At 67.5% G+C, this 13389-nt stretch carries 12 protein-coding genes and 1 pseudogene; 8 read left to right on the forward strand and 5 right to left on the reverse strand.

The features are described 5' to 3' along the window. Positions 1 to 301: 301 nt before the first annotated feature. The 3 genes from ACV22Z_RS23890 to ACV22Z_RS23900 form a co-directional block, all read right to left on the reverse strand. Positions 302 to 1018, reverse strand: coding sequence for a GNAT family N-acetyltransferase (locus ACV22Z_RS23890; protein ID WP_448078749.1), 717 nt, complete (start codon positions 1016 to 1018; stop codon positions 302 to 304). 85 nt (positions 1019 to 1103) lie between these two features. Further along, positions 1104 to 1523 (reverse strand): secondary thiamine-phosphate synthase enzyme YjbQ, encoded by a 420-nt coding sequence (locus ACV22Z_RS23895; protein ID WP_448078750.1) that lies wholly within the window; start codon positions 1521 to 1523, stop codon positions 1104 to 1106. A 21-nt stretch (positions 1524 to 1544) separates the two neighbouring features. Beyond that, positions 1545 to 1871 carry a thioredoxin family protein gene (locus ACV22Z_RS23900; RefSeq protein WP_448078928.1) on the reverse strand — a complete coding sequence of 109 codons (327 nt, stop codon included), beginning with the start codon at positions 1869 to 1871 and terminating at the stop codon, positions 1545 to 1547. A gap of 250 nt (positions 1872 to 2121) precedes the next feature. On the opposite strand from ACV22Z_RS23900, the pseudogene ACV22Z_RS23905 reads away from it, so the two are divergent. The 8 genes and pseudogenes from ACV22Z_RS23905 to ACV22Z_RS23940 form a co-directional block, all read left to right on the forward strand. Beyond that, positions 2122 to 2442: pseudogene (locus ACV22Z_RS23905) on the forward strand (hypothetical protein); the annotation flags it as partial. 184 nt (positions 2443 to 2626) lie between these two features. After that, positions 2627 to 3301 carry a histidine phosphatase family protein gene (locus tag ACV22Z_RS23910; RefSeq protein WP_448078751.1) on the forward strand — a complete coding sequence of 225 codons (675 nt, stop codon included), beginning with the start codon at positions 2627 to 2629 and terminating at the stop codon, positions 3299 to 3301. A 25-nt stretch (positions 3302 to 3326) separates the two neighbouring features. Further along, the gene (locus ACV22Z_RS23915) at positions 3327 to 4358 is read left to right on the forward strand and encodes a phosphotransferase (RefSeq protein ID WP_448078752.1); all 1032 of its coding nucleotides are present in this window, start codon (positions 3327 to 3329) and stop codon (positions 4356 to 4358) included. Positions 4359 to 4407: 49 nt separating this feature from the next. After that, positions 4408 to 5172 (forward strand): SDR family oxidoreductase, encoded by a 765-nt coding sequence (locus ACV22Z_RS23920; protein ID WP_448078753.1) that lies wholly within the window; start codon positions 4408 to 4410, stop codon positions 5170 to 5172. A 210-nt stretch (positions 5173 to 5382) separates the two neighbouring features. Then, positions 5383 to 6627, forward strand: coding sequence for an acyl-CoA dehydrogenase family protein (locus ACV22Z_RS23925; RefSeq protein WP_448078754.1), 1245 nt, complete (start codon positions 5383 to 5385; stop codon positions 6625 to 6627). Positions 6628 to 6726: 99 nt separating this feature from the next. After that, positions 6727 to 7626, forward strand: coding sequence for a LysR substrate-binding domain-containing protein (locus ACV22Z_RS23930; protein ID WP_448078755.1), 900 nt, complete (start codon positions 6727 to 6729; stop codon positions 7624 to 7626). 204 nt (positions 7627 to 7830) lie between these two features. Beyond that, positions 7831 to 9429, forward strand: a complete 1599-nt coding sequence (locus tag ACV22Z_RS23935) for a hybrid sensor histidine kinase/response regulator (protein WP_448078756.1) — start codon at positions 7831 to 7833, stop codon at positions 9427 to 9429. Between the two features lie 28 nt (positions 9430 to 9457). Further along, positions 9458 to 10645: an adenylate/guanylate cyclase domain-containing protein gene (locus ACV22Z_RS23940; RefSeq protein ID WP_448078757.1), complete on the forward strand. Its 1188-nt coding sequence runs from the start codon at positions 9458 to 9460 to the stop codon at positions 10643 to 10645. A 4-nt stretch (positions 10646 to 10649) separates the two neighbouring features. On the opposite strand, the gene ACV22Z_RS23945 is transcribed toward ACV22Z_RS23940, so the two are convergent. Continuing rightward, positions 10650 to 11648: a M14 family metallopeptidase gene (locus ACV22Z_RS23945; protein WP_448078758.1), complete on the reverse strand. Its 999-nt coding sequence runs from the start codon at positions 11646 to 11648 to the stop codon at positions 10650 to 10652. 47 nt (positions 11649 to 11695) lie between these two features. Beyond that, positions 11696 to 13168, reverse strand: a complete 1473-nt coding sequence (locus ACV22Z_RS23950) for an NAD-dependent succinate-semialdehyde dehydrogenase (RefSeq protein ID WP_448078759.1) — start codon at positions 13166 to 13168, stop codon at positions 11696 to 11698. Between the last annotated feature and the right edge of the window lie 221 nt (positions 13169 to 13389).

Consider the following 13389-nt stretch of genomic DNA (forward strand, 5'->3'; position numbering starts at 1 on the left):
GAATTTCAGAATAGGCGGCGGATGTGCGGCGAGCGAATGGCTGAAATGTCTGGACGGATGAACGGGCGCGGCGTCCAATGACGCGATGCATGAAATGGCGCAACCGTCGCCAATGGCGGATGCCGAGGCTAGCCGCAGACACGTGAGAAGGCGCACCGGTCTTGCGTGCGGCGGGGGAAAGTCAGCCGCTGCAGTTGAAGAAGCGTCTATTGCTCGCGTACTGTCTCCGCCAGTCACCGAGGGCGACACCGGTTCCCGGTCCTCACGTTGCCGGTGGACCGCCACTCGCCACGTCGGTCGGTCACGCCTTCGCCCCTTCGAGCACCGCGAGATGCATTTCGCGCCGTTCGACAAAGCCCAGCGTCCGGTAGAGCGCGATGGCCCCGTGGTTCGACGTGAGAACGTGCAGGAAGGGTGTCTCGGCCCGCGCGCGGATGGCTGCGATCAGCAGCCGCATCAGGCCGGCCGCGTGACCTTGCCCCCGAAACGCGGCATCCACGCAGACCGCACTGATTTCGGTATATCCGTCCAGCCTCATGCGCTCGCCCGCCATTGCCGCCAGCCTGCCCTGGCTGCGCACGCCGAGATAGTCGCCGAGTTCGATGGTGCGCGGGCCAAAGGGGCCCGGCTGCGCTGCGGCCGTCAGGGCGACCATTTCCGGCACGTCGCCCTCGGCGAGCCTGACGTGCTCCCATGCGCTCGCAGGGTCGAGTTGGCCTTGCCAGGTCATCTGAAGCAGCGTCGCACGCCTGATGACGGAGAACCCGGCCGGTGGCATCAGTTCGGTCGGCGTGACCAAGGCAACCGGACCCTGCGCGTCGATCAATCCGCGCAGCGCTTCGAAGGATGCCGGACTGGCATCGGCGATCGCCGCAAAAGGCGCGATGGCCGCCGGAAACCGCAGCGCGCGCTCATCCCCGAGCGCAAAGCGGCGCTGCTTGCTGGTGAGCGCGTTCCATACGACTTTGTCGAGGGGATGCTCGCTGCTCGTATCGTTCATTGCTGCTGCTTCAGACATCGATTGCTCCTGCATCGAGGGTTTTCCGTCACGCGCCGTCGGCGTCGCGGCGTTGCACGTCAGCGAATCCGCTTGCCCCGCGCGCTTACTCGCCGATCAGATGCAGCACGATATCGCGTCGATGCGCAGCGCGGCGATGCTCGAACAGATAAATGCCTTGCCACGTACCGAGCACCATGCGCCCGTGCTCGACGGGAATCGACAACTGTACCTGCGTGAGCGCCGTGCGCAGATGCGCGGGCATGTCGTCGGGGCCCTCGGTGTCGTGCTCGTAGCGCGATGCGTCCTCGGGCGCGAGTTCCGCAAAGTAGCGCTCGAGGTCGCGCTGCACCGACGGATCCGCGTTCTCCTGGATCAGCAGCGAAGCGGATGTGTGGCGGCAGAACACGGTGAGCAGGCCGGTGCGGATGGCTTGCTGTTCGACGAACGCGCGCACTTGCGACGTGAACTCGACGAGGCCGCAACTGCGCGCTTCGACGGCGATGTGTTGAATAGCCTGTTTCATGATCATTGCGGGTCGCCGCGCTCATGCGAGCGCGGCGAAGCCTTCTGTTTCGATCTGCGTGGCGTTGGCGGGGCGAACGACGCGCGCGACTTCGACGCCGTCGCGCAGGAACACCAGGGTCGGCCAGAGTTTGACCTTGAACGAGCGGCCGAGCGGCCGGCCGGGACCGTCTTCGACTTTCAGGTGGCGAACGGCGGGGTGGGCGGAGAACGCATCGCGAATCGCGGGCTGCGCGCCTGAGCAGATACCGCACCAGTTGGTGCCGAACTCGATGACGGTCGCACCGGCGAGTGCGTCGACTTCCGCGCGGGTGGGCGCGTCGGCGGTGTAGGCTTGCGGAGCTTTCAATGTGACCCCATGTGCGTTGAAAAGTATGGCTGCATGGTTGGACATGTATTGGCCGTATTCGAGGCCTGCAGTCTTACTTTAGCGGAAAAGGGCATGGCGGCGTGGGGCGCCGTCCGGTTCGCGCCGCCGCAACCCGTGACCGACCGATCAGGCCTGCGACAAGCGTGCGCCTGACCCACATGGATCAGCATGTGTTCATCCGCCTTGCATGCATCACGGAAACCGCCAAGTAACCGACTGCGTACTCCGCGACTTCGGCCGGCAGATCGAAGCGCAGAGCCGGGTCGTCGACAGCGCCGAACGCCGTACCAGTCTTTCGAATCTGCGCTACCGCGCGGGCGTCGAAGGCCGGCTGGAATTGCTGGATTCGCAGCGGCAGCTGTATGCCGCGCGACAGGCGCTGCTGGACCTGCGGCGTGCCGAGTTCGGCAACGCAGTCGCGCTCTACAAGGCGCTGGGCGGTGGGCTGACGGAGACGGACGTTGCGCCGACGGCGGCGTCGGCGCCGCCGGACGCGCTCGCGACCGGGACGAGCGCAAGCCCGGCTGCGGAGGAGCCGCCCGCATCGTAACGCTTGCCGGCGGCCGGTTGAATCCGGTCGGGCCGGCAAGCGCGCGCCGCGGCTGTCTTGTGCCGAGGTGGCCGCCCGCAACCCGGTCATGATTCATCACTTGAATGCCGATCGATTCAGCAAATAAATTTCAAAAATGAGCGCGTGCTCGCTATGCTGGGCCATCTGATCTGGTGAGCACGCGATGGCTGAACTCTTTCTGGTACGGCACGGACAGGCGTCGTTCGGCACGGAGAACTACGACCGGCTCTCCGCGCCCGGCGAACAGCAAGCCGTCTGGCTTGGCGAATACTTCGCGCGGCAGGACATCACGTTCGACCGCGTGATCTGCGGCACGCTGAACCGGCATGCGCAGACGGTCGATGCGATCCTGCGCGGGATGGGCCGGACGGACGTCCGTTACGACCGGCATCCGGGCCTGAACGAATACGACTTCGAGGCGCTGTTCGCCGCGGCCGCCGGCGACTATCCGGAGCTCGCAAGGCTCGCGGCCGGCACGATGAAGGAGCACTTCCGCGCACTCAGGCAGGTGCTGCATCTCTGGTCGGAAGACCGGCTGAGCGGCGCCGTTCCCGAGACCTGGGCGCAGTTCCAGCAGCGCGTCGCCGACGCGCGTGCCGCGATCCGGCAAAGCGGCGCGCAGCGCGTGCTCGCGGTGAGCTCGGGCGGCCCGATCGCGGTCACCGTGCAGCAGGTGCTGGCGGCGCCCGCGTCGAGCGCGATCGCGCTGAATCTGCAGATCCGCAACAGCAGCATCTCGCAGTATTTCTTCAACGCCGACGCGTTCCATCTGGCGTCGTTCAACGGGATCCCGCATCTCGAGGATCCGGAACGGCGCGCATTCAGGACCTACGGCTGACCCACGACACGAAACGATCCGGACGATGACGAACACACCACAGCAACTCGATGTCGACAGGCTCACGCGCTATCTGGAAGACCACGTGCCCGGTTTCGAAGGGCCGGTCGACGCGGAGAAGTTTGCCGGCGGCCAGTCGAACCCGACTTTTCTGCTGCACGCGCGCAGCGGCCGCTACGTGCTGAGGCGGCAGCCGCCGGGCGAGCTGTTGAAATCCGCGCACGCGGTCGACCGCGAGTTCCGCGTGCTGAGTGCGCTGGCGGGGAGCGCGGTGCCGGTCGCACGGCCGTACCACCTGTGCGAAGACCGCGGCGTGATCGGCAGCCTGTTCTACGTGATGAGCTTCGAGGACGGGCGGATCTTCTGGAATCCCGCGCTGCCGGAACTGCCGAAGGAGGACCGCGCGACCTGCTACGACGCGGTGCTGCAGACGATGGCCGCGCTGCACGACGTCGACGTCGAGGCGGTCGGCCTTGCCGACTACGGCCGCCCCGGCAACTATTTCGAGCGGCAGATCGGCGTGTGGACGAAGCAGTACCGCGCGGCGGAAACCGGGCGGCTCGATGCGATGGAAACGCTGATCGACTGGCTGCCGAAGGCATGCCCGCCCGATGCCGCGCGGCCTGCGCTCGTGCATGGCGACTTCCGGCTCGACAACGTGATGTTCGAGCGCGACGGCTACCGCGTGAAGGCGGTGCTCGACTGGGAACTGTCGACGCTCGGCAATCCGCTCGCCGATCTCGCGTACTTCTGCATGTGCCTGCGGCTCCCGTCGGACGGCCATATCCCGGGCCTTGCGGGCATGGATCGCGCCGCGCTTGGCGTGCCGGACGAAGCGCAGATCGTCGCGCGCTATTGCGAGCTGCGCGGCATCGAACCGATCCGCGACTGGCATTTCTATCTCGCGTTCAGCTTCTTCCGGCTCGCCGCGATCGCGCAGGGCGTGAAGGCGCGCGCGCTGCAGGGCAATGCATCGAGCGCGGCGGCGCTGCGCGTCGGCGAAATGGCAGGACGCCTCGCCGAAGAGGCCGTGCGCGTGATCGACGCGCATCGCTGAACAAACTGAAGCGGCACGCACCGCATACACACACATGGAGGAGCGACACATGGCAACGAATCTGTTCGACCTGACCGGGAAGATTGCACTCGTGACCGGCGCGAGCCGCGGCATCGGCGAGGAGATCGCGAAGCTGCTCGCCGAGCAGGGCGCGCACGTGATCGTGTCGAGCCGCAAGCTCGCCGACTGCCAGGCGGTGGCCGACGAGATCGTCACCGCGGGCGGCCGGGCCGAGGCGCTGGCATGCCACGTCGGGCGGATGGAGGACATCGCCGCCGCGTTCGAGCAGATCCGCGGCAAGCACGGGCGTCTCGACATCCTCGTCAACAACGCGGCCGCGAATCCGTATTTCGGCCACATCCTGGACACCGATCTCGCGGCGTACGACAAGACCGTCGAAGTGAACATCCGCGGCTACTTCTTCATGTCGGTCGAAGCCGGCAGGATGATGCGCACGCAGGGCGGCGGCGTGATCGTCAACACCGCGTCGGTGAACGCGCTGCAGCCGGGCGACCGGCAGGGCATCTACTCGATCACGAAGGCCGCGGTCGTCAACATGACGAAGGCCTTCGCGAAGGAGTGCGGGCCGCTCGGCATCCGCGTGAACGCGCTGCTGCCGGGCCTCACGAAGACGAAGTTCGCGGGCGCGCTGTTCGCGGACGAGGCGATCTACGAAGCCTGGATGGCGAAGATCCCGCTGCGCCGTCACGCGGAGCCGCGCGAGATGGCCGGCACCGTGCTGTACCTCGTGTCGGATGCGTCGAGCTATACGAACGGCGAGTGCATCGTCGTCGACGGCGGCCTGACGATCTGAGTTCGCGATGAAGATCGACGGTTGCGCAGGCCGGGCCGTCACAAGTGCGTCGCGCAAGACTCGCCGATGAAGCGTCGCGGCGGGCCGGAGGAAGCCGTCGCGACGATGTCGATGTCATGCGCGATGGAAAACGCTTATCTGACCGGGCAGGCTGTCGTCGTCGACGGCGGCGTCCCGGTTCTCCGATCGAACGGAATTGAGGACACGATCATGGATTTTGGCTATACCCCGAAGGTGGAAGAACTCCGCGGCCGCGTGCGCGCATTCATGGACGAGCGGATCGTGCCGCGCATCCGCCAATGGCACGACGAAGTCCATGCGGGCCGCTATCCGGTGTCGTTCATGGAGGAGCTGAAGGCGCAGGCGAAGGAGGAGGGGCTGTGGAACCTGTTCCTGCCGCACCTGAAGGACGACGAGCCCGGCACGCGCCTCACGAACCTCGAGTACGCGCCGCTCGCCGAAATCATGGGGCGCGTCGCGTGGGCGTCGGAAGTGTTCAACTGCAACGCGCCGGACACGGGCAACATGGAGCTGCTGCACATGTTCGCGACGCCCGCGCAGCGCGAGCAGTGGCTGCAGCCGCTGCTGCGCGGCGAGATCCGCTCGGCGTTCGCGATGACGGAGCCCGACGTCGCGTCGTCGGATGCGACGAACATCACGACGCGCATCACGCGCGACGGCGGCGACTACGTGATCAACGGCCGCAAGTGGTTCATCACGAATGCCGCGCACCCCAACTGCCGGATCTTCATCGTGATGGGCAAGACCGACCCGGACGCGGAGTCGCACCAGCAGCAGAGCATGATCCTCGTGCCGCGCGACACGCCGGGCGTGACGATCGTGCGCAACATCACGGTGCTCAACCACGTCGCGCCCGAAGGGCATTGCGAGATCACGTTCGACAACGTGCGCGTGCCGGCGAGCAACCTGCTGGGCGTTGAGGGCAGCGGCTTCGCGCTCGCGCAGGCGCGCCTCGGGCCGGGCCGCATCCATCACTGCATGCGTTCGATCGGCGCGGCGGAACTGGCGCTGGAGCTGATGATCGATCGCGCGCAGTCGCGCACGGCGTTCGGCAAGCCGCTGAACCGGCATGGGACGATCGGCGAGTGGATCGCGCGCTCGCGGATCGAAATCGACCAGGCGCGCCTGCTCGTGCTGAAGGCGGCGTGGATGATCGACAAGGTGGGCGCGAAGGCGGCCCGCAAGGAGATCTCGATGATCAAGGCGCTGGTGCCGACCGTGCACACGAACGTGTGCGACCGCGCGATGCAGGTGTTTGGCGCGATGGGCGTCAGCCCCGACACGCCGCTCGCCGATCACTGGAGCTGGGGCCGCGCGCTGCGCTACGCGGACGGCCCGGACGAGGTGCACCTGCAGGCGATCGCGCGGATGGAAATCAAGGACGGCACGCCCGGCTCGACCGCGCCGTACCTGACGGTGCCGGCACGGTCGTGATCACGGCACGGGCGCAAAACGGCGCACGCACGCGCGGCCCGGCCGCGGCATGGACGGATGAGCGTCGCGCCCCTTAAGATGCCGGCAAGGAGGCCGGCGATGCGCTTGTCGAAGATTGATCTGAACCTGTTCGTCGTATTCGAGGCGATCTATGTGAAGCGCAACCTGACGCGCGCGGCCGAGGTGCTGAGCATCACGCAGCCGGCCGTCAGCAACGCGCTCGCACGCCTGCGCAAGACGCTGAACGATCCGCTGTTCGTCAGCACGCCGGCCGGCATGATGCCGACGCCGATGGCGCAGAACATCATCGGCCGCGTGCGCGAGGCGCTGCAGCTGCTCGATGCGAGCGCGCACGAAGGGGACGTGTTCGATCCCGCGACGTCCGAGCGCGTGTTCCGGCTGAGCATGAGCGACCTGACCGAGGCGCTGGTGCTGCCGGCGCTCGGCGAGCTGCTGCAGCGGCATGCGCCCGGCATGCACGTGCGCAGCTACTACCTGGATCGCGGCGAAGTCCCGACCGCGCTCGCGAACGGGTCCGTCGACATCGCGATCGACTCGCCGCCGATCGGCGATCCGTCGCTGCTCCAGGCGCCGGTGGTCCGAGATCGCTACGCGTGCATGATCCGTCACGACCATCCGTTCAACGGCGATGTGCTGTCGATGGACGACTATCTCGCGATGGGACACATCCACGTGTCGAGCCGCCGCAAGGGCAGCGGCCATGTCGACACGGAACTGGCGCGCATCGGGTATCGGCGCAACATCCAGATGCGCGTGCAGCACTACATGGTCGCGCCGCTGATCGCGATGCGCGGTGATCTCGCGCTGACGGCACCGCTGCGGCTGCTCAGGCGCTATCCGGCACGCATTCTCGAGCTGCCGTTCGACGTGCCCGACCTCGAGTACTGCTGCTTCTGGCATCGCAGCGCCGATCGGGACCAGGCCAATCAGTGGCTGCGCGAGCAGCTGATGAAGCTGATGCGCGACACGGCCGAGTGACCTGAGTGACCCGAGTGACCCGAGTGACCCGGGTGACGGCGGGCGGGTGAAATCGCACATGACGCTGGCCGTGCCGGCCGGGCAAGCCTGAATCTGACAAAAAAGGGGATGAATCCCGGTGGCGGCGCCGAACCCCGCCTCTCCCGATCGGTTTGCGCACGACTAAACTGAAAAGGCGTCCGTGCCCGTTCCGGGGAAAACATCATGCGAATGCGTCATGTCCGTCCACCTGCGAGATTGCGTCGTCGCAAGGCCGAAGCGATCGAGGGGGAACGGCGCTTCAGGTTGCTCGCGGATGCGATCCCCCATATCACGTGGACGGCCGATCCGGACGGCTCGGTCGACTATGTAAACCGCCGCGGGCTCGAGTATGGCGGGATCACGCTCGAGCAGGCCCGGGGCGAGAGCTGGGAGCGCTTTCTTCATCCGGACGATCGCCAGCGCGCGGTCGAAATCTGGGCACATTCGATCGAGAGCGGCGACGAGTTCGAGCTCGAATACCGCTTGAGGCGCACGTCGGACGGCGCGTATCGATGGTTCCTCTGTCGCGGCCTGCCGTACCGCGATCGCGCCGGCAAGCTCGTCAAGTGGTTCGGCACCGAGACCGACATCGAAGACCAGAAGCAGGCCCAGGCAGCCGCGGAGCGCGCGAATCGCGCGAAGTCCGAGTTCCTTTCCGGGATGAGCCACGAGTTGCGCAGCCCGCTCAATGCGATCCTCGGTTTCGCGCAACTGATGGCGTCGGAGTCGCCGCCGCCGACGCCGTCGCAACTGGCGAGCCTCGATCAGATCCTGCGCGCGGGATGGCACCTGCTCGCGCTGATCAACGAAGTGCTCGATCTGGCGAAGATCGAATCCGGACACGTATCGATGTCGCCCGAACCGGTATCGCTGCACGACATCCTGCAGGAATGCGCGGCGATGATCGGGCCGCAGGCGCAGCAACGCGGGATTCGCGTGACCTTCCCGCGCGTCGATCCGCTCTGCCATGTCCGCGCCGATCGCACGCGCATCAAGCAGGTGCTGATCAACCTGCTGTCGAACGCAATCAAGTACAACCGGGCGTCGGGCGAGGTCGACGTCGATTACGACACAGGCGTCGCCAAGCGGGTTCGCGTCAGCGTCCGCGACACCGGCGCGGGCCTGTCGCCGGGCCAGCTCGACCAGCTTTTCCAGCCGTTCAACCGCCTCGGACAGGAAGCCGGCGCGGAAGAAGGCACGGGCATCGGCCTCGTGGTCGCCAAGCGGCTGACGGAGCTGATGGGCGGCGCGATCGGCGTCGAGAGCACGGTCGGGAAGGGCAGCATGTTCTGGATCGAGCTCGATTCGGCGCCCGCCCCGGACGTCGCGACGACGGCGGGCGCACACCCCGCAACGCCAGACGAGCACGTGCCGCAAAGCGGTGCCGCCGAAGCGCCCGTGCATACCGTGCTCTATGTCGAGGACAATCCGGCCAACCTGAAACTGGTCGAGCAGCTCGTTGCCAGGCGCGCAGACTTGCGCATGCTCAGCGCCGCGACGGGGCAAGGCGGTGTTGAGCTGGCGCGCAGCGCGCTGCCGCGGGTGATCGTGATGGACATCAACCTGCCCGACATCAGCGGCATCGAAGCGCTGGACATCCTGCGCAGGAATCCGTCGACGTCGGGCATTCCCGTCGTCGCGCTCAGCGCGAACGCGATGCCGCGCGACATCGAGAAGGGGCTGAAGGCAGGCTTCTTTCGCTATCTGACGAAACCGATCAGGATCGACGCGTTCATGGATGCGCTTGCCGACGCGATCGCGTTCGCGGAAGGAAAACACTAGCGCGCGTCGGGCAGCCGGGTGGCGAACCATGATCGATTCCAGCGCGATCCTCGACGCCAGCATCCTCGTCGTCGACGATCTCGAAGCCAATGTCCTGCTGCTCGAGCAGCTGCTGCGCCGGGCCGGCTACGCGCGGGTCGCGTCGACGACGGATGCGTCCGCGGTGGTCGAGCTGCACCGCCGGAACCGCTACGACCTGATCCTGCTCGACCTGCAGATGCCCGGCACCGACGGCTTTCAGGTGATGGAAGGCCTGAAGGCGCTCGAAGCGGACAGCTATCTTCCGGTCATCGTGATCACCGCGCAGCCGGCGCACGAACTGCGTGCGCTGCAGGCCGGCGCGAAGGATTTCATCAGCAAGCCGTTCGATCTGGCCGAAGTGCTGATGCGGGTTCACAACATGCTGGAGGTGCGCCTGCTGCATCGGGAGCTGCGCAGCTACGGCCAGGCGCTCGAGCAGAAAGTGCGCGAAGTGGAGGCGAGCCGCGAGCTGATCCGCCGGCAGAGCGACGAATTGCAGAGCCTCTATGCGAAGGTGCTCGCCGAGCAGAAGGTGTCGGAGCGGCTGCTGCTCAACATGCTGCCCTATCCGATCGCCGAGCGGCTGAAGGCGCACCTCGACGACATCGCCGGGAGTTTCCCGGACGTGATTGCGGACCGCTTCCCGGAGGTGTCGGTACTGTTCGCGGATATCGTGGACTTCACCGGCTTTTCGGCCGGCATGCGCCCCGAGCAGCTCGTCGAAATGCTCAACGAGATCTTCACGGGCTTCGACATCATTGCCGACCACCGCGGCCTCGAAAAGATCAAGACGATCGGCGACGCTTACATGGCGGCTGCGGGCTTGCCGGTTCCGGCCGAGGACCACGCGACGCGCGCGGCGCACATGGCGCTCGACATGATCGACGCGCTGGCTCGCTTCAACGCGCTGCGGCACTGCAGGCTGCAGTTGCGGATCGGCATCAACAGCGGCGAGGTCGTGGCCGGCGTGATCGGCAAGCGCAAGTTCATCTACGACCTGTGGGGGATGGCCGTGAACCTCGCGAGCCGGATGGAATCGCAAGGTGTGGCCGGGCGCGTGCAGATGACGGAAGCCACGCGCGCAAGGCTCGGCGAATCGTTCGTCGTCGAGGAGCGCGGCATGATCGCGGCGAAAGGGTTGGGCGAGTTCCGCACGTGGTTCCTGGTCGGCAGGCGCGGTGCGCCGGCCGCTTGAAACGTCATTCGAGCGCGAGCGGTGCGACCTGCGTCTCGAGCCGTCCGAGCCGCACGACGGTGACGCCGGGCCGCAACTGCCGCAGCGAAGGCATCACGAGCACGCAGTCCGGATACGGCGTCACGACCGGCTCGCCGTTCGACCAGCCGATCACGGTGCCTTCCTCCGCGAAATGTTCGAGGCCCGTGTAGTTGCCCGCGAAGCGGAAATCGACGCTCGTCGCGACGACAGGCTGGGTCACCTGCACGATGCGCATCATGTCCGGCAGTGGCAGCAACCAGCCGGCCGGCAGATCCGCGGCATCGAGCACACCCGACGCGACCAGGAACCGCGCAGTGCAATCGCGCGCGACGTCGACCGCGCGCGCTTCCCAGTGCTGTCCGCATTCGACGAGGAGCGCGCACTTCGGGCTCGCCGGATCGCCGAAGCCCGCATAGTCGCGCATCCGCGTGCCTTCCGGATGGCCGGCGTCGCGGATCACCGTCGCCGGCGCGCCAACGTGGCGCGCGAGCGCGACGCCCTTGTCGAGCGGCCCCGCGACGATCAGCGGCGCGCTGCGTTCATGCATCGAGTGCAGGTCGAGCAGCCAGTCGGCGGCGTCGACGAACGGCCGCAGCGCGCGGGCGCGATCGAGCTCGGCCGAGCGGACCGACAGGTCGTCGAGCACCGCGGGCGTCCACACGCGGTTGAAATCCTGGTCGACGAAGCGCGCCGCGTCCGGCTGTGCGGGATCGAAGCGGGCATACGCCGCGACGTTCGCGAACGACAGCGTCAGCGTGCCGCGCCGCGGCCGCGCGCCGAGCGCGAGCAGCGCATCGACGACGATCGCGCCGCACACCTCGTTGCCGTGCGTGAGCGCGTTGACCATCACGTTCGGGCCCGGCACGCCGGAGTCGAAACGGTACACGTAGTCGACGCCCGTATTGCCCGCGCGGTGCGCGCTCAGGTCGGGAAACGCGACTTCGATCGGATACGGGGTGAAGGCGGAAGCGGATTCGGTCATGACGGTGCGGATCGAAAGGGTGTCGGACGATGAAGGGGCGCGCGGGCTCAGTCGAGCCCGCCCTGGCACAGGTACTTGATCGACAGGTAGTCGTCGAGGCCGTAGCGCGAGCCTTCGCGGCCGTAGCCCGATTCCTTCACGCCGCCGAACGGCGCAGCCTCGCTCGCGAGCGCACCTTCGTTGATGCCGATGATGCCCGTCTCGAGCCGCGCGGACACGCGTGCGATCCGCCGGATGTCCTGCGTATAGAAGTACGCGGCGAGCCCGAACGGCGTGTCGTTCGCGGCGTCGATCACTTCGTCCTCGGTGTCGAACGGGAACAGCGCGACGACGGGCCCGAAGGTCTCTTCGCCGCACAGCGCCATCCCGGGCGCGGCATTGGCAAGCACGGTCGGCGCGTAGTAGTGCGGGCCGAGTTCGGACAGGCGCGTGCCGCCCGTCAGCACGCGTGCGCCGCGCGATACCGCGTCGTCCACGTGCCGCGCGATCTTGTCGACCGCACGCGCATTGATCATCGGGCCGATCTGCGCGGCGGGATCGGTGGCCGGCGCGACCTTCAATGCGCCGACCCGCGCGGCCACGCGCGCGGCGAACGCGTCGTACACGCGCTGCTGCACGTATACGCGGTTCGGGCACACGCAGGTCTGGCCGCCGTTGCGGAACTTGGCGGCCATCAGCCCGTCGGCGGCCGCGTCGAGATCGGCGTCGTCGAACACGATGAACGGCGCGTTGCCGCCGAGCTCGAGCGACAGCTTCTTCAGCGTGGCCGCCGATTCGCGTGCGAGCAGCTTGCCGACCGGTGTCGAGCCCGTGAACGTGATCTTGCGCACGCGGCCGTCGGCGAGCCAGTCACCCACCGCTTCGACGCCGCGCTCGCGCGACGCAGCGATCATGTTCAGCACGCCGGGCGGCACGCCCGCCTCCTGCGCGAGGAATGCGAGCGCGAGCGCGGTGAGCGGCGTGTCCTCGGCCGGCTTCGCAACGACCGTGCAGCCGGCCGCGAGCGCCGGCGCGATCTTGCGCGCAATCATCGCGAGCGGGAAATTCCACGGCGTGATCGCCGCGACGATGCCGATCGGCTCCTTCACCGCGCTCATCCGCTTGCCGCGCTGCTGCTGCGGAATCAGGTCGCCGTACGCGCGCGTCGCTTCCTCGGCGAACCACAGCACATAGGACGCGCCGTATGCGACTTCGCCGCGCGCTTCCGCCAGCGGCTTGCCCTGCTCGCGCGACATCAGCCGCGCGAGATCCTCGGTGTGCGCGACGATCGCCGCATGCCAGTTGCGCAGGATCGTCGCGCGTTCGCGGGCTGTCGTCGCGCGCCACGCGGGCAGCGCGCGGGCCGCCGCGTCGGTCGCCGCGCGCGCGTCGGCGGCGCCGCTGTCGGGCGCGTCCGCGACGCGATCGAGCGTCGCCGGATCGATCACCGCGTAGCGGTGGCCGTCGGCGGCATCGCGCCACGCGCCGTCGATCAGGTTCGCGGGTCGAATGAGTTCGGGGCGGGACAAGGTAAGCGGCATCGGAGGTCCTTCGATTCGGTCGGATGGTCGGATGTTCGGTGCGCACCGCAGGACGGCACGCGGACGGGGCGCGTCAGGTCGCGCGCACGCGCACGTTGCATGTCGCGCGGCGGGTGAAGCGGGCACGGTCTGCGACGCTGCTCACGCGCGCCGCGATCGTGTCGTGCATGTCGATGTGCTCCTCGTTGCGTGCCGCGCGCTCGTCGCGCCGCGCGGCCTCT

It is taken from the genome of Burkholderia sp. PU8-34, from assembly GCF_053427725.1.